Here is a 17,881-nt window from a genome sequence, read left to right as displayed (position 1 = left end):
ACTTATTGTGAAAGAAAAAAGATGGCTTTTTTAATTAACCTGAGGTAAAATTAGTTATGTCATTAATGCAAGAAGCATTAAGATGTATTCAAATCGAGAAGAAGGGGGCATGACTTATAAGTTTACAACCAAATAATTTCAAGCTTGAACCAACAACAATCTGGTCGTTTCCAGACAGAGGAAGTTGGGCAACGCATTCAGGAAAGTATCGGGGAAATTGGTCACCATATGTACCAAGAAATCTGATACTTCGATATTCTAAATCAGGTGACTGGATTTTAGATCAATTCATGGGTAGTGGAACCACACTGGTTGAGGCAAAACTACTAGGTCGTAATGCGGTAGGTATAGATATTAATCCGCAGTCAGTTTCAATTTCAGAAACAAATTTACAATTCCAATGTGATACAAGTTCAAAAATATATATACGGGAGGGAAATGCAGTAGATTTGCATTTTATCAAAGATGCTCATATAGATTTTATCTGCACTCATCCACCATATGCTGATATCGTAAAGTACAGCGAAGACATAGAAGGGGATATTTCCATGCTGGGAGTAAAGCCATTCATAGATGCAATGGATAAAGTGGCATATGAAGCATATCGTGTGTTGAAAAAGGGAAAGATGTGTGCTGTTATGATTGGTGATATAAGAAAATGTGGAAAAGTTGTTCCGTTAGGATTTCGTATGATGGAGTGTTTTTTGCGTGCTGGATTTACCAACAAAGAAATAATTATAAAAGAGCAGCATAATTGTAAATATACTGGTTACTGGGAAAAACAGAATAATAACTTTTTGCTTCTTGCACATGAGTATATATTTGTCTTTGAGAAGTAATGGAAGTATATGGGATTCACATGGAGTGAAAGTTTTGATTGTTATTTTCTATGTTAGCAAGTATAATAAATTTATGAGATGTTGTCACTTAGTGACTAGAGAAGAGGAATCAAAATGAGTAATTCAAGTGTCGCTCCATTTGTGAAGTGGGCTGGAGGAAAACGTCAGCTTATTCCGCAGATAAGAGAAAGAATGCCTGAAAAATATAATGATTACTATGAACCGTTTGTAGGTGGTGGCGCTGTAATATTTGATCTACTGCCAGCAAATGCTCTGATTAACGATATAAATATAGCTTTGATTAACACATACAGAACGATATGTAATGAACCTGATGCTTTTCTGAAAGAGGTCAACAGGCTGGATAATGATATGTGGGAAGATGGAAAAAAATATTATTATTCTATCAGAGAACATTATAATGACAAGCTTATGCGGTCTGAATATGATGTAGAGCTGGCAGCATTATTTGTATTTATAAATAAGCATTGTTTTAATGGATTATATCGTGTGAATGGCAAGGGATTGTTTAATGTTCCATATAATAATAGTCGAAGAGTTTCTATTGATGAAGAGGCTATTATGGCTGCATCTGAGTATCTCAAAGGGGTAACTATTATAGATGGCGATTTTGAACAGGCTTGTAAGAATGCAAAGAAAGGTGATTTTGTATTTATAGATAGTCCCTATGCACCTTTGAATCCTACATCCTTTGAATCCTACACAAAAGAAGGGTTTGATATAGAAAGCCACAAGCGATTAGCAAAGCTTTATGATGAATTAACTGCCAGAGGCTGCTACTGTATGCTCACGAATCATAATACAGAGTTGATAAATGAGTTATATGGAAATAAAGATTATAAGATAGATGTTGTAAGCGTAAAGCGTATGATTAATTCAGATGCATCTAACAGAGTTGGCGAAGAAGTGATTATATGCAATTATTAAATGGAGATAATGCATCTGTTCGTAAAGATTCGCATTTAGTTAAGAAAAACAAGGAGACATATAATGGATAGCTTATTTACTAAGAAAGTGCCATTATACTTTGAGACTGATGAATCATGGTTAATTACAGGTGATTCATTTAAAATTCTAACAAAAATGAAACCAGAATCCGTAGATATGATATTTGCGGATCCACCATATTTTTTAAGTAATGACGGAATTACTTGTCAGGGTGGAAAGATGGTTTCAGTAAATAAGGGCTCATGGGATAAGCTTTCAGAAGGCGGAACCAGTGTCGAAGAAAAACATAAGTTTAACAGAAAGTGGATTAGGTTATGTAAGAGAGTACTAAAGCCAGATGGCACAATATGGATATCAGGAACATTACACAATATATATTCGATTGGTATGGCATTGGAGCAGGAAGGCTTCAAAATAATTAATAATATTACATGGCAGAAAACAAATCCACCACCAAACTTAGCATGTCGATGCTTCACACATTCTACTGAGACTATCTTATGGGCAAGGAAGAATGAAAAGAAGTGTCGGCATTTTTTTAATTATCAGAAAATGAAAGAAATGAATGATGGTAAACAGATGAAAGATGTGTGGACAGGTTCATTGACAAAGCCATCTGAGAAGACAGAAGGAAAGCATCCTACACAAAAGCCGGAATATTTGCTGGAAAGAATAGTATTGGCATCTACGGAAGTGGGACAAGTTATATTAGATCCGTTCTGTGGTTCGGGAACTACAGGGGTTGAGGCTGTGAGATTCGGACGAAAGTTTATAGGAATTGATGTAAGTGAAGAATACTTAGAGATATCTAAGAGAAGATTGGAGAAGGTAGCAAATGACAAATAGAAATTTTGATGAATGGTTGAATAAATTCAGACCGAGTATATCAAGCTATGATTATTACATAGATTTTGAAAAGGTAATTAAGAATGTTGATGAAATCAAGGTAGAGCTTAACATTCTGAATTCATTAATAGGCTCTAAAAACATAGAAGATGAGTTCGAAAAGATTGTAACAAAGTATCCAGAAACATTAAAGTGCATTCCATTATTACTTGCAGTTCGTGGAAATGAGATTTATGCACAGGATGAGGAAGGCGCATTTCTATACAACTTTAAAACTATGAATTATGATGTGGAACAGTACAAGGTGTTTATGCGTAAAACAGGATTATTTGATATGATTGCAAATCATATTGTGAATAACCTAGTTGACTATGTATTAGGTATTGAAACAGGTCTGGACTCTAATGGTCGTAAAAATCGTGGCGGTCATCAGATGGAGGATTTGGTTGAAAAATACATCGTGGCAGCAGGCTTTGAAAAGAATGTAAATTATTTCAAAGAAATGTATCTGAAGGACATTGAAGCCAAGTGGAATATTGATTTATCAGCACTTTCGAATCAGGGAAAAGCTGCTAAGAGATTTGATTTTGTAATTAAGACTGACAAGATGGTATATGCAATTGAAACCAATTTCTATGCGGGTGGTGGTTCAAAGTTAAACGAAACGGCAAGAAGTTATAAGATGCTTTCGCAGGAAGCAGATACAATAGATGGATTTACATTTGTCTGGTTTACAGATGGAATTGGATGGAAGAGTGCTAGAGGAAATTTGAGAGAGACATTTGAAGTTATGGATACTATTTATAGTATTGATGATATGGAGAATGAAGTAATTACAAAGATTTTTATTTAAAGGAGAAATAAAATTATGAATGTACAGGTTACGAGAATTGCAACTAAATTTAGAGAAATGTTTCATAATGAAATTGATATGAGTGATATAAAAGAACCAGATAAGTATGAAAATTGCTTTAATAGCAGATGCCTAGCAGCGTATGCATTAGTCATTCAATGTGGTATAGAAAATGAAGTTGCAGCGAAATGTATAACTGATGGGTACAAAGACTGTGGAATAGATGCTGTATATAAGGATGAAAATAGCAAAATATTATATGTTATTCAGGCTAAATGGAGTAATGATGGAAATGGTACAATATCACAAGGCGATTCTTTAAAATTCATATCCGGAGTTGAAAAAATATTGAATATGGATTTTGAAGGATTTAATGATAAGGTAATAAAAAAGCGAATTGAAATCGAAAGTGCTGTTAAGGCAATGGATTATCAGATAAAATTGATTATTATTTATACATCTAATAATGATTTTCCAGATGAAGCAAATAATGGAATAGAAGCGTTAAAAAAGAGAGTTAATGATGATTGTAATGAATTGTTATTATCAGATATTGTGAAATTAGAAAATGTTTATAATTGTTTAGCTAATGCAACACTTAATCAAGAGATTATTTTGGATGATGTTTTAGTAAATGATTGGGGAGTTATTCAAGAGGGGACAATTGAAAAGGGATATTATGGAATGATTTCAGCAAGTGATGTAGCTATTTGGTGGAAAGATTATGGAAACAAGTTGTTAGCCAAAAATATAAGATATTTTAAAGGCGATACAGAAGTAAATAGCGGTATAATGAAGTGTTTAAAAGAGAGTCCAGAGAAATTCTGTTATTATAATAATGGAATAAAAATTATAGCAAATAAGATAACCAGAAAGTTAGCTCATTCTACGGATAGGAAAAATGGGCTATTCAGATTAGAAGGTGTTAGTATCGTAAATGGAGCACAAACAACAGGAAGTATAGGAAAGGCATATATGGAAAATTCAGATATGGTTGAAAAGGCAAAGTTGATGGTACAGATTATTTCACTAGAAAATAGTGCTGAGGATTTTGGAAATACTGTCACAAAATTATCTAATACACAAAACAAGATAGAGAATAAGGCATTTGCATCTATGGATCCACTACAAGAAAAATATAGAAAGGATTTAATGATGGATGGGATAGAATATGTGTTTAAAGATGGGGATTCAAGTGCTGGTGATAAAATATGTAATATAGATGAAGCTGTTGTAGCAATAGGGTGCTATAATTCAGATGTATCTTTAGTGACGTTAATTAAGAGAGCTGTAGGTAGTATTTTTGAAGATATTTCTAAGGCACCATATAAAACAATTTTTAATCCCTCAACTAATTCATATTTAATATGGAATACAATCAAAGTAAGCAGAATGTTTGATAAAATAAATGGTGCATATCAAAGCGAAGTAAATGGTATAAAAAAATTAATATCTGTTCATGGAAATAGGTTTTTGTTACATATGATTTTTGAAGAACTTAGAAAAGAATATACGTTCGATGAAAAATATATTGACATTGATGAAAATATTATTAAAGAACTTGTTATTAAATATATTGATTTGATTGTCACAGTGAAAAATAATTTATATCCAGATGCTTATCCTGCAAGTATATTTAAAAATGCAGGAAGATGTAAAGAAATCAAAGAACATTTATGCGATGAGCAAAATGTGAGTATGTTAAAGTAATGAGTAGTTCTTGGAATGTGTGAGTAGTGCTACGCATATAACAGATATGTAACACTACCAGATACAAATTCCCAATTTATGGGCTTTTCATGCTCTCAAAACGTTAGTCGTTTCCGAATTATATTCAAAACATTCAAACAATATTCCCGGAAGCTTTGAGCTTCCGGGATTTTTATCTAAGTACCAGGTCAGGTACACATTTTCCAATATATAGAAATAGTCTTATAAATAGCATTATTTTAACAGAAATCAAGATTATATAATTTCAGATTACCGTTACAATTTAATGATAAGCATTATCATAATCAGGATATGATTACATTTACAAGCTGCTACTGGCGACTATTGCAGCACAAAATGAGAGATTCAGGGAAAGAGCTGTAGAGGAGAAGGCATAGTTACAGCACACAATGAGAGATTCGTGAAAAAAACTGTAGAAAAGATGGCACAGTTACAGCACAGGATGAGAGATTCGAGAAAAAGGCTGTAGAAAAGATGGCACAGTTACAGCACAAAATGAACATTTCGGGAAAAAAGCTGTAGAAAAGGGTGAAAAGTTACAGCTGAATTTGGGAGAGCCGGAGAAAAAGCTACAGAAGGGGTGATTTAGTTACAGCTGAAAATGAGAGGGGAGAAGAAACAACTGTAATAGAATGGAAAAGTAGAGTTATTTATTGCAATTAATAAGAAGTGGAGGAAATGCATGAAGGGGTTAAGAAAATTATTGATAGAGGAATACTTGAGATTGGAGAAGATTGCTGGAAAGCTGAGAAAAGAATTGGCAGATATGCCAGAGGGAACGCTCAGGGTATCAAAGTCTCATAATTATACTCAGTTTTGTCATGTGAAAAAAGAGAATGATATGAAATGCCAAAAATTTCTTCAAAAATCCGAGATGGATTTAGTGAGAAAATTAGCTCAAAAATCATATGATGAAAAAGTATTGAGAATAGCAGAAAAACGGCTGCAACAAATGAAATCGCTGGTTGGGACATATCATGATAATGAAATTGAAGAAGTATATAAGAAGGAGCATCCTGCCCGAAAAGCATTCGTGATTCCGGTGGAACCAACAGAGGAGCAATTGGAAATGGAATGGTATAGGAGAGAATACAAGGGAAAAGAATTTCAGGAGGGAGTGCCGGTTATTATTACGGAAAAAGGGGAACGTGTGAGATCAAAAACAGAAAAAATGCTGGCAGACTTCTTTTATAGAAAAGAAATCTTATATAGATATGAAAAACCATTATATTTAAAAGGATATGGGATTGTTTATCCGGATTTTACATTCTTTTCCAGAAAAAAGCGAAAGGAAATTTATTGGGAACATGAGGGCATGATGGATAACCCTGAATATGCAAGAGCAGCAATAAGAAAGATTGAATCTTATGAAAAGAACGGAATATATCCGGGTGAAAATTTGATACTTACATTTGAAACTCAACAGAATGTGCTGGATTTTAAAATTATAGAAGAGATGATAGACAGATATTTACAATAGATATATAAACAAGCAGGGCGCTTTTAAAGCTCCCTGCCAGCCAATAGCCCGGGCATTAGACCAATAGCCCGAGCATTCAGCCAATAGCCCGGGAATTCAGTCAATAGTCCAGCACTTAGCCGAAGCCCGATCATTCAGACAAATAGACCGGGCATTAGACAATTTCTCTGGAAAATACCCGGAATATCTTCCTGTTATTTCAGAAAGAACCGGATAAGCCTGTCATGAAGAGAAGTATATGGCTGGTATCTCATAGGCAGATCAATCCAGGTTTTTTTATCAACGATGCTTTTGTAATGGGAAAAGGTATCAAATCCGGTTTTACCATGATAAGAACCCATGCCACTTTCACCGAAGCCGCCAAAGCCCATTTCTGTTGTGGCAAGATGAATGATGGTATCGTTGATACAGCCACCACCGAAACCAGTATGGGAAATGACTTCGTCTGCAGTCTTTTTGCTTGAAGTAAAGATATAGAGTGCAAGAGGATGAGCCATGGAATTAATTTTGCCGGTAGCTTCACTCATGTGTGAAAAAGTTAATACAGGCATAACCGGACCGAAGATTTCTTCTGACATGACGGCATCTTCAAAAGTCACATGATCCATGACGGTTGGCTCAATCTGCAGCGTTTCTTCGTTGGAATTACCGCCAAAAATTACTTTTGAAGAATCAATCAACCTATTGATGCGATAAAAATGCTTTTCGTTGATGATTTTGCCATAATCGGAATTATCAAGAGGAGATTCCCCATATTGCCGGATGATTTCTTTTTTTATTTCTAAGAGCAAAGCATCTTTGATCTGCTCATCGCAATATACATAATCCGGTGCCACACAGGTCTGGCCGCAGTTGAGATATTTCCCAAATACGATTCGTCTGGCGGCTAATTTCAGGTTGGCATCTGCTGCAACGATGCAGGGACTTTTTCCACCAAGCTCAAGTGTTACCGGAGTAAGGTGGGAAGCTGCATGCTCTAAGACAGTTTTGCCGACCGCCTGACTTCCAGTAAAGAATATATAGTCAAAGTGCGACTGCAAAAGAGCCGTATTTTCTGCCCGGCCACCGGTTACAACTGCTACATATTTCTCTTCAAAACATTCTTTTATCAGAGATGTGATGATGGCACTTGTGTTAGGCGAGTAGGCGCTTGGCTTTAAAATGACAGTATTTCCTGCGGCAATTGCATCGATTAATGGGTCAATGGTTAACAGAAAAGGATAATTCCAGGGGCTCATAATCAGTACAACACCATATGGAGATGGTTTTTTGTAGCTTCTGGAATGAAATTGTGCAAGGGGCGTATGAACGGTTTTTTCACTGGCAAATTTTCTGGTGTGCTTTATCATATAGGTAAGTTCGCTTAAAGCCAGTCCGGCTTCGCACATATAGCTTTCGTGGGCTGATTTTCCAAGGTCAGCCTTAAGCGCTGCTAAAATTTCATTTTCATGGTTTGAAATAGTATTTTTCAGCTTTTTTAAAGCGGCAATTCGGTAAGCAACAGATAATGTTTCACCGGTTTTAAAATAATTGCGCTGCGTAGAAACAAGTTCTGTTATTTCAGCTTCAGTCATTATTTTTCCTCCTCTGGCATAAGCATATAATAGTATTTTTCGAGCTCTTTTGCATTCATCAGAACTGGAACCGGATAAAGCGGGTTTGCTTCTTTATCGGCATATCTGGAAAGCTCTGGAATATCTTCTTTTTGAATCTCGGAAAAAGTATCACCAATCTGGAAATATTTTTTCATGTCTTTGATGGCAGAGATAAATTTATCAGCAGCTACTTCATAATCATCGGATTCGTCAGCAATACCTGCATAAACAGCAAGTTGGTAGAGCTTTTTGTAAATGGTAGAACCATAATCTTCTAATACCATCGGAAGTATTGTCGCATTGGCAAGTCCGTGTGGAATATTATATTTGCCGCCAAGGGAGTGGGCTACGGCATGGACATAGCCGACATAGGATTTGGTAAAAGCACATCCGGCAAAGAAAGAGGCTTTCAACATTTCTTTTCTTGCTTCTATATTCTGACCGTCGTCATATGCTTTGTAGATATTGTCAAAAATTAATTTAGTTGCTTTTTTAGCATATTTTCTGGTATGCCTTGTAGTAGAACCGCCAATATAAGCTTCTACGGCGTGGGTTAAGGCATCCATACCGGTGGTGGCGGTAAGAGATGGCGGAAGACTTATGGTTACTTTCGGGTCTAATACAGCATATGCAGGAATTAAAGGAAAATCGTTGATGGCATATTTATGTCTTGTCTGGGCATCTGTGATAACAGCAGCGAGAGTGGTTTCGCTTCCGGTTCCTGCAGTTGTCGGAATCGCAACCAATAAAGGCAGTTTTTTATGCACTTTTAAGATACCTTTCATTTTGGATAAAGACTGCTTAGGTTTTGCAATTCTTGCACCGACGGCCTTGGCACAGTCGATACTGGAGCCACCACCAAAACCAATGATAGCATCACAATGTTTTTCAAGATAAAGCACTCTTGCTTCTTCTACATTTGTTGTAGTTGGATTAGCGACCGTCTTATCATAGATAAAATAATGGATGTTATGGTGGTCAAAATGCATAAGCATCCGGTCTAAAAGACCAAATTTGCGGATACCGGCATCTGTAATGATTAATATAGTATCAATGCCTTTTTCTTCAAAAAGCCCGGTCAGTTTGGAAGTGCTGTAAAAAACTTCCGGATGTCTGTAAGGCAAAAAAGGGATTGCAATTTTAAAACATTTCTGAAAAATTCTGCAATATGCAGCTTTACATTTATTCATGATCATCATTCCTTTCTAATTCATTACAATATTGTTCTAAGTTTGCGGAAATTGTTTTTAATGCAGAATAAAAAACAGCCCGGGTTTCATCGGAAAGATCTGAGCCGCCAAAAGATACCGCATTGTTGATTGCGGCATTTACTTTTTGGGCATAAGAAATCCCTTTGGGTGTAAGGATGACTTTGGCACGGTATTTCCGCTTGTCGGACGTATCTTCTGCGTTGACATATTCTACCAACCCCTGTTCTAGGAGGTCGGCAAGCGCCCTGGAAATACCAGCCTTGTTTTCTTTGGCGAGAACACAGATTTCAGCGGCAGTAAGACCTTCCGGAGAATTGTTTAGAAAATTCATGCATGTAACATGAGTGCCCTTAAGACCAATTTTGTTCATCTCATATTTCTTTATTTTTACAATGTTTTTGTAAAGCGATGCAATATTGGTGGTAAAGGTTTCAAATCGTTCAATCATAGCTGCCTCCATAAAGCTACGGAAAAGTGTATTATTTTCCGTTATTTACATAAAAAAATGTTGCATACTCAACATATAAAAGCATAACAGTTAAAAGTTGAATAGTCAACATCTTTGCACGTATATAGAATAAAAAAGTATTGGAAGCGAACTAATTCAATATAGAAAGAATAAATCTCCGGTTTCAGTTGGAGTTTACAGAAACCACACATCCGGATTGGTGGAAGAGATGCAGACAGCTCAGGCATATGTGGGATACAACCTTAGGCATCAGTGCCGGCAGGATTTCGATGTAATCCGGTTTAACAGAGCGAAGCTGCTTTTCGATGCTGCTGTAAGCCATGGAATCGATGACAAAGAAACGCAGAGTCGTGGAAAGTTCTAATTCCCTGGCTCGTTTAATAAGGGCTGGTTTGGTAGTGATAATACCGTCAGCCCGGGTAAATTTCTGAATGAAATCCACGGCAATCTCTTTCCCGGAAAGACCGTTAATTAAATCAATGTGTACCATAGCGGTTTTTCCGGCAGATTTCACTTTGTCTACAATATCTGAAATATTGCAGATATCTCCAAACAGAATAAAAAAACCTGGCTGTCACAGGTCAGACATTTTTCTAATCCTGTCATATCTTTAATCGCCGCAATAATCGGTGAATTATCCATAGTGTCTCTACAGTTGGAAAGCATAATATAACCGCCTTTCTGAATCTTTGTAACTATTATACCTGTATTTGAAAAAATGATAAAGAGAAATGAAAAGAAATATGTTATAATTTAAAGACAAATACATTGCAAAGAGAAAGAGGAAACAAATGGATTTTAATGCAGTTTATCATCAGGCGAGTGACAATTATTGTTATCCGTTGAATGAAGATGAGTTAATTATTAATATTAAGACGGGATATGATGTGCAATCGGTATCCATCATATCAGGAGACCCATTTGCTGCTGGTATCTTAGGTGGCGGAGAGCATTGGGATGGAACGGAAGAGGCAATCATTTATAAGAAGCGTCTGAAAAATCAGATTTGGTGGACAACAACCGTCCGACCGGAGTATAAACGTCTGAAATATTATTTTAAGTTACAGACAGAAAATGAAAGCTGGTTCTATTTTGAGGATGGATTTGTCAGTGATGAGCAGATGCATCTGGAAGGCAGAAGCCGCCAGTGTTTTGTATTTCCGTGGATGAATCCGTGCGATGTGCCGCGTACACCTGCATGGGTAAACGATACTGTGTGGTATCAGATTTTCCCGGACCGTTTCTGTAACGGCGACCATTCCATTGACCCGGAGGATGTAGTGCCGTGGCGTGAGCATGGCAGAGTGAAAAATGAGGAATGCTTTGGCGGAGATCTGGCTGGAATCACAAGTAAGCTGGATTACCTGCAGAATCTTGGAATCAATGGATTATACCTGACACCAATCAATGAGTCACCATCCAACCATAAGTATGATACGACGGATTATACAAAGATTGACCCACGGTTCGGAGATGAAGAGACATTGATTCATCTGGTGGAAGAAGCACATAAACGTGGCATCCGTGTAATGTTAGATGGCGTGTTTAATCATTGCGGATATTATTTTGCACCGTGGCAGGATGTTCTGGAAAAGGGTCCGGAGTCAGAATATTATGACTGGTTTATGATTAATGAATGGCCGTTTGACCGGAAAGGAAAGGCAGCAAAGAAAAAACAGATTTATACCTTTGCTTTTTATGATGGAATGCCGAAAATCAATACCAATAATCCGGAGGTCAGAAAATATTTTGTCGATATCTGTGCAAACTGGGTGGAGCATTATGGTATTGACGGAATCCGTCTGGATGTGGCAAATGAGGTATCTCATCGATTCTGTAAGGAGCTGCATGCCAGAGTGAAGGAAATTAACCCGGACATTTATATCCTCGGAGAAATCTGGCACAATGCACTTCCGTGGCTTCGCGGGGATGAATTTGATGCCGTTATGAATTATCCACTGGGACAAAGTATTAAGGATTTCTGGATTGATAAGAGTCTGACCAATGAGGATTTTGAGTATACGATTAACCGCTGCTATACAAGCTATATGCAGCAGACCAATGATGTGCTTTTCAATCTTCTGGATTCTCATGATACAAAGCGGCTCCGCTCGGATGTGAAAAATCTGGATGAGTATTTTGCGCAGATTGCAGTATTATTTGCAATGCCGGGCAGTCCTTGCATTTATTACGGAACGGAAATTGCAATGGAGGGAAGCTATGATCCGGATTGCAGACGTTGTATGCCTTGGAAGGACATTGAGGCTGGAAAATATGCTGAACGCAGTAAAATTATTGCAACACTGATTCACCTGCGCAGGCAGGAACCACTTTTAAAAAGCCGCAATTTCCATTTCCCAAATGATTATGCCAAGTACAAGCGTGTTATCCAGTTCCGGAAAGTGGATTTTCCGGATTGTTATGTGGAGGTAATCATCAACTGCTGTGAAGAAGATGTTGAAGTGGAACAGCAGGGAGAAATCCTGCTTGCCCGCCACTACATTGATTCCACACTTTTGTCAAATGGCGTGTTGATAAGAAGAATAAGAAAGTAGGTGTAGTAAAATGAATGAAGATGAAAAGGGATTTGAAATGATTGGACAGAAATTAATACAACCAGAAATAGGGAGTTAAATTATAACTCCAAGGTAAATGAAAAATAGAACAATGAATGCAATAACAATCCCAATAACAATCCATGTCCAGTGAAAATGCATGTTTTGTGGTTCTCTATCAGCTTCATTGGCATAGAGTGGGTTATATGGCATCGTTCTATGTTGCATAGACTGATTTGGTGTGGAGACACTATTAGCAGAAGTATTAGTATTTCTGTTAGGAGAAAGCAACTGATGTTTTAGGGCAAGAGGGTCACTCTGGTTTAATAATCGCTGATAAAAGGACTGAATCCACAGAGTATCATCTGAGGTAGCGAGCGAACCAGGAGATGTATTGATATCATGGCTGAGCTGATTTCTGAGATAGAGCAGATATTTCAGCTTTTTTAAATCAGAATTCCAGTTGGGAATCATTCTTGCAACTGAAAAGGGAGTATGCTCCATATCTTCAATATAATATTTAATACCACTTTTATAGTTTTTCTCCCGCTCTTTCTGATACAGATCATCACAAAAGCTGGCTGACTTTTTGTATGCTTCATAAAATTCATTATCGGTTGGTGTCATTTTTTACTCCCCCTATTATTTCTTTGCAATGCGGTCGGCCTCTGTAATTGGACGGAGAACACGGCATGGATTGCCGGCGGCAACGACATTGGAAGGAATGTCCTTTGTGACGACGCTTCCGGCACCGATAATGGTATTTCCACCAATGGTGATACCTGGAAGAATGGTGACATCACCGCCCATCCAGACGTTATCGCCAATAGTAATCGGAAGCGCCTTTTCCAGCCCAAGATTGCGTTCTTCGGCGATGGTAGCATGAACGGCTGTATACATGCCGCAGTTTGGACCGATAAAACAGTGGCTGCCAAGAGTGATTGGAGCACAGTCCATCAGATAGGCATTGTGATTGATAAAGCAATCAGAGCCAATGTTACAGTTATAACCATAATCGGTATAAAATGGGGAGAGAATGGTAACACGTTCCCCCATTTTTGGAAGCAGTTTTTTAAGAATATCTTCCCGCAGCTCCTTTTCCTTTGGTGCAGTATGGTTGAAAGTGAAATATAAATCTTCGGCTTTCTCACGTTCTTCTGATAATTCCTGGTCATAATTGGCATCATACCAAAGTCCCAGCTTCATTTTTTCTGATTCTGTCATAGGAAACCTCCTGATTCGTTATAAATAGAAATTGTATAAAATTAATTGAAAATCATATTACAAAAACCACACATCCGGATTCGTAGATGAGATGCAGACTGCTCCGGCATTCAGCATGGAAACTACATCTTCTTTATCGGAAATGAGTCCGCCGGTAATAACCGGAACTTTTGAAAGCCGGCATATGCGGGATACAACCTTAGGCATCAGTGCCGGCAGGATTTCAATATAATCCGGTTTTACAGAACGAAGCTGCTTTTCAATGCTGTCATAAGCCATGGAATCAATGACGAAGAATCGCAGAATCGTGGAAAGCTCTAATTCCCTGGCTCGTTTGATAAGGACTGGTTTTGTAGTGATAATTCCATCGGCGTGGGTGTATTTGCGGATGAAATCCACAGCAATCTCTTTTCCGGACAGACCATTGATTAAATCGATATGTACCATAGCCGTTTTCCCTGCAGCTTTGACCTTATCTACAATATCTGCAATATTGCAGATGTCTCCAAACAGGATAAAAATAACCTGGCTGTCGCAGGTGAGACATTTTTTCAATCCTGCCATATCCTTGATGGCTGCAATAATCGGAGAATTATCCATAGCATCTTTACAATTTGAAAGCATAGTAAAACCGCCTTTCTACGCATCGTATTTTCGTATTTATAAATATTATACCGTCATTTCCGGAAATGATAAAGGAAAACTATAAAATCATAAAGAAAAACAAACAGATACGCCAGCATCTGACCCCTCAATCAGATACTGGCGCACCAAAACAGTTATTCCCCTGGAATAAATATTTATCAGAATGATGTGAATCATTTGATAACAATGAGATTATAATTTTGCAGGAACATTTTTTGTGGCAACAATATCCACGCCGGTGCCTGCAACGTCCTGAACCAGAATATCTCCGATAGAGACCGGTGCAGGAACAGTGACGCCACAGAGAGCATTGATAATTGCAAAAATCTTTTCTTTTGGGATATCCTCTTTGGTTTTGCAGGACACCATCGGAATCGTGCCACCAGATACCCGGACGGTAGAAGTTACGATTCTGGTTGGATGGGTAACTTCCTTACGGGCATAAGCATCGCCGCGTTTGCAGGTGTTGCCGGTAACATCAAGAATTTCTGCATTTTCCATGGTTACGGTAATAGAGCAGCCTAAAGGGCAGCCGATACAGGTTAATTCACGTTTTTCCATCCTCTTACGCCTCCTCTATACAAATGGTAATCTGCTCTAAATCAGGGCAGTTGGTAAGCTGTTCTTTGGTAAGGACAACGGATTCCATCTCGCCCGGAGCCATAACCGGACGTTTCCGGAAGCTGATACGTTCTTTGCCGAAGTAAGTGGCAATTCCGCAGTTTTTATAAATTTGTCCCACGCGGAACCGGACAGTAACTTTGTCCGTCATAGCCTCCGGCCGGATGTATTTTGGAACGGTATAGCGGACGCCACCGGTTGGAATAATTTCGACAGATGGCTGGCTGCATTCGGAAACGGATGCATCGGAATGCTGGCTGCTGGTATTACATGCATCAGCAGTGTTGCCGGATAAAATATAATGTGCAGCATTCGCTCCGGCGATACCGGCTTCTTCAGAAACATAATCCACCAGGTCATGGACATGCAGGACATTTCCACAGGCAAAAACACCGGAAATACTGGTTTCTAAGCTGTCATTTACAACAGGACCGGAGGTGACCGGATTTAAAGTGACACCGGCACTGCGACTTAATTCATTTTCTGGAATCAGACCACAGGATAAGAGGAGCGTATCGCAGGAATAATATTCTTCTGTACCGGCAATTGGCCTTCCATCGGAGCCGACTTCTGCAATGGTAACACCGGTGACACGCTCTTTTCCTTCAATATCAATAACGGTATGGCTTAATTTCAACGGAATATCAAAGTCATTCAGACATTGAACAATATTACGCTTGAGACCGCCGGAATAAGGCATCAGTTCTGCTACGACTTTTACTTTGGCACCCTCTAAGGTCATGCGGCGTGCCATAATCAGACCGATATCACCGGAGCCTAAGATAACGACTTCTCTGCCCGGCATATAGCCTTCCATATTGACAAGACGCTGTGCCGTTCCGGCGGAGTAGATACCTGCCGGACGATAGCCCGGAATATTAAGGGCACCACGGCTCCGTTCCCTGCAGCCCATGGCAAGGATAATTGCTTTTGCCTGAATCTCAAACATGCCATCTTTCCGGTTCATGGCAGTTATTTTTTTCTTATGGGAGATATCCATTACCATAGTGTTTAACTTGTAAGAGATGCCAAGAGCGAGTACTTTTTCAATAAAGCGGAAAGCATATTCCGGCCCGGTCAGCTCTTCCTTAAAGGTATGAAGGCCAAAACCGTTGTGGATGCACTGGTTTAAGATGCCGCCCAGCTCTTTGTCACGTTCAAGAATGAGAATATCATTTATTCCATTTTCTTTTGCGGATACAGCGGCTGCAAGTCCTGCAGGACCGCCGCCAACGATTACTAAATCATATGATTTCATGGCATTTCCTCCTGAATCTCTTTGTTATATCCATAGACAAACTGTGAAGAGCCACCACATTTGCTGATGTCCGTCATTTCCATAGGAACTTCTCTGGCAAGAATTTCCATGGTACGCGGGGAACAAAAACCTGCCTGACAGCGTCCCATGCCTGCTCTGGTACGACGCTTGATGGCATCTAAAGAGCGGGCACCCAGCGGGCGGTGAATAGCATCGAGAATTTCTCCTTCTGAAATCATTTCACAGCGGCAGATAATGTTTCCATAGGCAGGCTGCTTTTTGATCAGTTCATTTCTTTCTTCTAAAGAAAGCTTTTCTGGTCTTAAAATTCCTTTGCGGGTGGCAATGAAATTTTCTTTTTCGGTTAAATGCATCTTATCCTGCACCAGCCTGGCCATCATGACGCCAATGGCTGGTGCAGAGGAAAGCCCTGGAGATTCGATACCAGCGGCATCAAAGAAGCCGGGAGCATCAGCTGCTTCGCCAATGATAAAGTCGCCATTATCTTCATGGGCACGAAGTCCAGCAAAAGAAGTAATGACCTGACGCATCGGAAGATTCTTAACGCTGTGGGAGGCTTTTTCGGAAAGAGAAGCAAGTCCTTCTCTGGTGGTATTGATGCCTTCTTTGTTATCGGTATCCTCTGCGGTCGGACCAACGAGAAGATTGCCGTGAACCGTAGGAGTAACCAGCACACCTTTTCCCATTTTACCCGGTAGCTGGAAAATCGTATGGGATACATGAGCTCCGGCAGATTTATCAAGAAGCTGGTATTCGCCTTTCCGGGCGGTAATGTGAAGCTTTTTGCTGCTTACTATATTGTGAAAAACATCTGCATATACACCGGCAGCGTTGATAACAGTTTTTGCGGTGATATCCTGCTTATCAGTGGAAATCAGGTATCCATCTTCTAGGCTGGTGATAGAAGTTACAGCAGTATTTAAAAAGAATTCAACGCCATTTGCAACGGCATTTTCCGCGAAGGCAATTGTCATATGAAACGGACAGACGATACCACCTGTGGGCGCGTAGAGAGCACTTGTGACATGAGCGTCTAAATTTGGCTCCATGGTGAGTAAGGCTTCGCGGTCAAGAATGCGTAAGCCTTTGACCCCGTTTTCTTTCCCCTGTTCCAAAAGACGTTCCAATTCGCTGGCATCCTGTTCATCGGTGCAGACCACCAGAGAACCGTTTCGTACAAAAGGAATGTCCAAATCCTTAGAGAGAGTATCCATCATGGCATTTCCTTCTACATTAAGCTTTGCTTTCAGTGTGCCCGGTTTTGCGTCAAATCCGGCGTGGATAATGGCACTGTTGGCTTTGGAGGTTCCGCAGCAGACATCCTCTTCCCGTTCAATGACACAGATGCCTGCCTGATAGCGGGATAACTCTCTGGCAATGGCACAGCCGGTGACTCCGGCACCAATAATTGCAATATCGTACATAAATGACTCCTTTCTGCTGGCAACAAAAAAGGCAAGATAAATAAAAGCGATGCTCTCGCTCTTCTTTACCTTGCTCTCGTCTCTTGGTAATTCAATCTTTATTTATACATATTATAACATGAATTGGAATGGGTGACAAT

General features: G+C 39.0%; 16 protein-coding genes and 1 pseudogene. 7 read left to right on the top strand and 10 right to left on the bottom strand.

The genetic code is table 11. The features are described 5' to 3' along the window. Positions 1 to 116: 116 nt before the first annotated feature. From DWY37_RS07355 to DWY37_RS07330, 6 genes are all read left to right on the top strand, one after another. Positions 117 to 839, top strand: a complete 723-nt coding sequence (locus DWY37_RS07355; RefSeq protein WP_118542464.1) for a TRM11 family SAM-dependent methyltransferase — start codon at positions 117 to 119, stop codon at positions 837 to 839. A 114-nt stretch (positions 840 to 953) separates the two neighbouring features. Beyond that, the gene (locus tag DWY37_RS07350; RefSeq protein WP_118542466.1) at positions 954 to 1,787 is read left to right on the top strand and encodes a DNA adenine methylase; all 834 of its coding nucleotides are present in this window, start codon (positions 954 to 956) and stop codon (positions 1,785 to 1,787) included. Positions 1,788 to 1,850: 63 nt separating this feature from the next. Then, positions 1,851 to 2,654, top strand: coding sequence for a DNA-methyltransferase (locus DWY37_RS07345; protein WP_118542468.1), 804 nt, complete (start codon positions 1,851 to 1,853; stop codon positions 2,652 to 2,654). After that, a complete protein-coding gene (locus tag DWY37_RS07340; RefSeq protein WP_118542470.1) occupies positions 2,644 to 3,507 on the top strand; it encodes a type II restriction endonuclease in 864 nt (287 codons plus the stop codon). The genes DWY37_RS07345 and DWY37_RS07340 overlap by 11 nt, the downstream gene beginning before the upstream one ends. A gap of 15 nt (positions 3,508 to 3,522) precedes the next feature. Further along, on the top strand, positions 3,523 to 5,217 hold the full coding sequence (locus DWY37_RS07335) for an AIPR family protein (protein ID WP_118544478.1): 1,695 nt from the start codon (positions 3,523 to 3,525) through the stop codon (positions 5,215 to 5,217). Positions 5,218 to 5,920: 703 nt separating this feature from the next. Then, positions 5,921 to 6,718 carry a hypothetical protein gene (locus DWY37_RS07330; RefSeq protein ID WP_118541968.1) on the top strand — a complete coding sequence of 266 codons (798 nt, stop codon included), beginning with the start codon at positions 5,921 to 5,923 and terminating at the stop codon, positions 6,716 to 6,718. Between the two features lie 194 nt (positions 6,719 to 6,912). Here the strand turns inward: DWY37_RS07330 and DWY37_RS07325 are convergent, their stop codons facing one another. The 4 genes and pseudogenes from DWY37_RS07325 to DWY37_RS07310 form a co-directional block, all read right to left on the bottom strand. Further along, the gene (locus tag DWY37_RS07325) at positions 6,913 to 8,292 is read right to left on the bottom strand and encodes an aldehyde dehydrogenase (RefSeq protein ID WP_118177182.1); all 1,380 of its coding nucleotides are present in this window, start codon (positions 8,290 to 8,292) and stop codon (positions 6,913 to 6,915) included. Next, positions 8,292 to 9,503 carry an iron-containing alcohol dehydrogenase gene (locus DWY37_RS07320; protein ID WP_118057094.1) on the bottom strand — a complete coding sequence of 404 codons (1,212 nt, stop codon included), beginning with the start codon at positions 9,501 to 9,503 and terminating at the stop codon, positions 8,292 to 8,294. The genes DWY37_RS07325 and DWY37_RS07320 overlap by 1 nt, the downstream gene beginning before the upstream one ends. Next, positions 9,496 to 9,972 (bottom strand): MarR family winged helix-turn-helix transcriptional regulator, encoded by a 477-nt coding sequence (locus tag DWY37_RS07315; protein ID WP_158575674.1) that lies wholly within the window; start codon positions 9,970 to 9,972, stop codon positions 9,496 to 9,498. The genes DWY37_RS07320 and DWY37_RS07315 overlap by 8 nt, the downstream gene beginning before the upstream one ends. A gap of 244 nt (positions 9,973 to 10,216) precedes the next feature. Further along, positions 10,217 to 10,659: pseudogene (locus DWY37_RS07310) on the bottom strand (glycerol-3-phosphate responsive antiterminator); the annotation flags it as partial. A 125-nt stretch (positions 10,660 to 10,784) separates the two neighbouring features. Here DWY37_RS07310 and DWY37_RS07305 point away from each other — a divergent pair. Beyond that, complete coding sequence (locus DWY37_RS07305) at positions 10,785 to 12,548, top strand: glycoside hydrolase family 13 protein (protein WP_118541972.1); 1,764 nt, start codon at positions 10,785 to 10,787, stop codon at positions 12,546 to 12,548. A gap of 75 nt (positions 12,549 to 12,623) precedes the next feature. Here the strand turns inward: DWY37_RS07305 and DWY37_RS07300 are convergent, their stop codons facing one another. The 6 genes from DWY37_RS07300 to DWY37_RS07275 form a co-directional block, all read right to left on the bottom strand. After that, the gene (locus DWY37_RS07300; protein WP_117696637.1) at positions 12,624 to 13,175 is read right to left on the bottom strand and encodes a DUF6548 family protein; all 552 of its coding nucleotides are present in this window, start codon (positions 13,173 to 13,175) and stop codon (positions 12,624 to 12,626) included. A 15-nt stretch (positions 13,176 to 13,190) separates the two neighbouring features. Further along, a complete protein-coding gene (locus DWY37_RS07295) occupies positions 13,191 to 13,772 on the bottom strand; it encodes a sugar O-acetyltransferase (protein WP_117696640.1) in 582 nt (193 codons plus the stop codon). Positions 13,773 to 13,829: 57 nt separating this feature from the next. Beyond that, positions 13,830 to 14,396, bottom strand: a complete 567-nt coding sequence (locus DWY37_RS07290) for a glycerol-3-phosphate responsive antiterminator (protein WP_118541974.1) — start codon at positions 14,394 to 14,396, stop codon at positions 13,830 to 13,832. Between the two features lie 213 nt (positions 14,397 to 14,609). After that, the gene (locus DWY37_RS07285; protein WP_022243593.1) at positions 14,610 to 14,978 is read right to left on the bottom strand and encodes a DUF1667 domain-containing protein; all 369 of its coding nucleotides are present in this window, start codon (positions 14,976 to 14,978) and stop codon (positions 14,610 to 14,612) included. A gap of 4 nt (positions 14,979 to 14,982) precedes the next feature. Continuing rightward, positions 14,983 to 16,296, bottom strand: a complete 1,314-nt coding sequence (locus DWY37_RS07280; RefSeq protein ID WP_118541976.1) for an NAD(P)/FAD-dependent oxidoreductase — start codon at positions 16,294 to 16,296, stop codon at positions 14,983 to 14,985. Then, a complete protein-coding gene (locus DWY37_RS07275) occupies positions 16,293 to 17,741 on the bottom strand; it encodes an NAD(P)/FAD-dependent oxidoreductase (protein WP_118541978.1) in 1,449 nt (482 codons plus the stop codon). The genes DWY37_RS07280 and DWY37_RS07275 overlap by 4 nt, the downstream gene beginning before the upstream one ends. Between the last annotated feature and the right edge of the window lie 140 nt (positions 17,742 to 17,881).

It is taken from the genome of Roseburia sp. AF25-13LB (assembly GCF_003478915.1).
Classification (GTDB): Bacteria; Bacillota; Clostridia; order Lachnospirales; family Lachnospiraceae; genus Roseburia_C; species Roseburia_C amylophila.
Note: the sequence above shows the minus strand (reverse complement) of the source record. Positions and strands in the feature narration are given on the sequence as shown.

Coding starts and splice junctions, on each gene's coding strand:
- DWY37_RS07290 (WP_118541974.1), bottom strand. CDS start 14,396: ATGCTTTCAAATTGTAAAGATGCTATGGATAATTCTCCGATTATTGCA.
- DWY37_RS07330 (WP_118541968.1), top strand. CDS start 5,921: ATGAAGGGGTTAAGAAAATTATTGATAGAGGAATACTTGAGATTGGAG.
- DWY37_RS07325 (WP_118177182.1), bottom strand. CDS start 8,292: ATGACTGAAGCTGAAATAACAGAACTTGTTTCTACGCAGCGCAATTAT.
- DWY37_RS07340 (WP_118542470.1), top strand. CDS start 2,644: ATGACAAATAGAAATTTTGATGAATGGTTGAATAAATTCAGACCGAGT.
- DWY37_RS07305 (WP_118541972.1), top strand. CDS start 10,785: ATGGATTTTAATGCAGTTTATCATCAGGCGAGTGACAATTATTGTTAT.
- DWY37_RS07350 (WP_118542466.1), top strand. CDS start 954: ATGAGTAATTCAAGTGTCGCTCCATTTGTGAAGTGGGCTGGAGGAAAA.
- DWY37_RS07320 (WP_118057094.1), bottom strand. CDS start 9,503: ATGAATAAATGTAAAGCTGCATATTGCAGAATTTTTCAGAAATGTTTT.
- DWY37_RS07300 (WP_117696637.1), bottom strand. CDS start 13,175: ATGACACCAACCGATAATGAATTTTATGAAGCATACAAAAAGTCAGCC.
- DWY37_RS07285 (WP_022243593.1), bottom strand. CDS start 14,978: ATGGAAAAACGTGAATTAACCTGTATCGGCTGCCCTTTAGGCTGCTCT.
- DWY37_RS07295 (WP_117696640.1), bottom strand. CDS start 13,772: ATGACAGAATCAGAAAAAATGAAGCTGGGACTTTGGTATGATGCCAAT.
- DWY37_RS07315 (WP_158575674.1), bottom strand. CDS start 9,972: ATGATTGAACGATTTGAAACCTTTACCACCAATATTGCATCGCTTTAC.
- DWY37_RS07275 (WP_118541978.1), bottom strand. CDS start 17,741: ATGTACGATATTGCAATTATTGGTGCCGGAGTCACCGGCTGTGCCATT.
- DWY37_RS07335 (WP_118544478.1), top strand. CDS start 3,523: ATGAATGTACAGGTTACGAGAATTGCAACTAAATTTAGAGAAATGTTT.
- DWY37_RS07345 (WP_118542468.1), top strand. CDS start 1,851: ATGGATAGCTTATTTACTAAGAAAGTGCCATTATACTTTGAGACTGAT.
- DWY37_RS07280 (WP_118541976.1), bottom strand. CDS start 16,296: ATGAAATCATATGATTTAGTAATCGTTGGCGGCGGTCCTGCAGGACTT.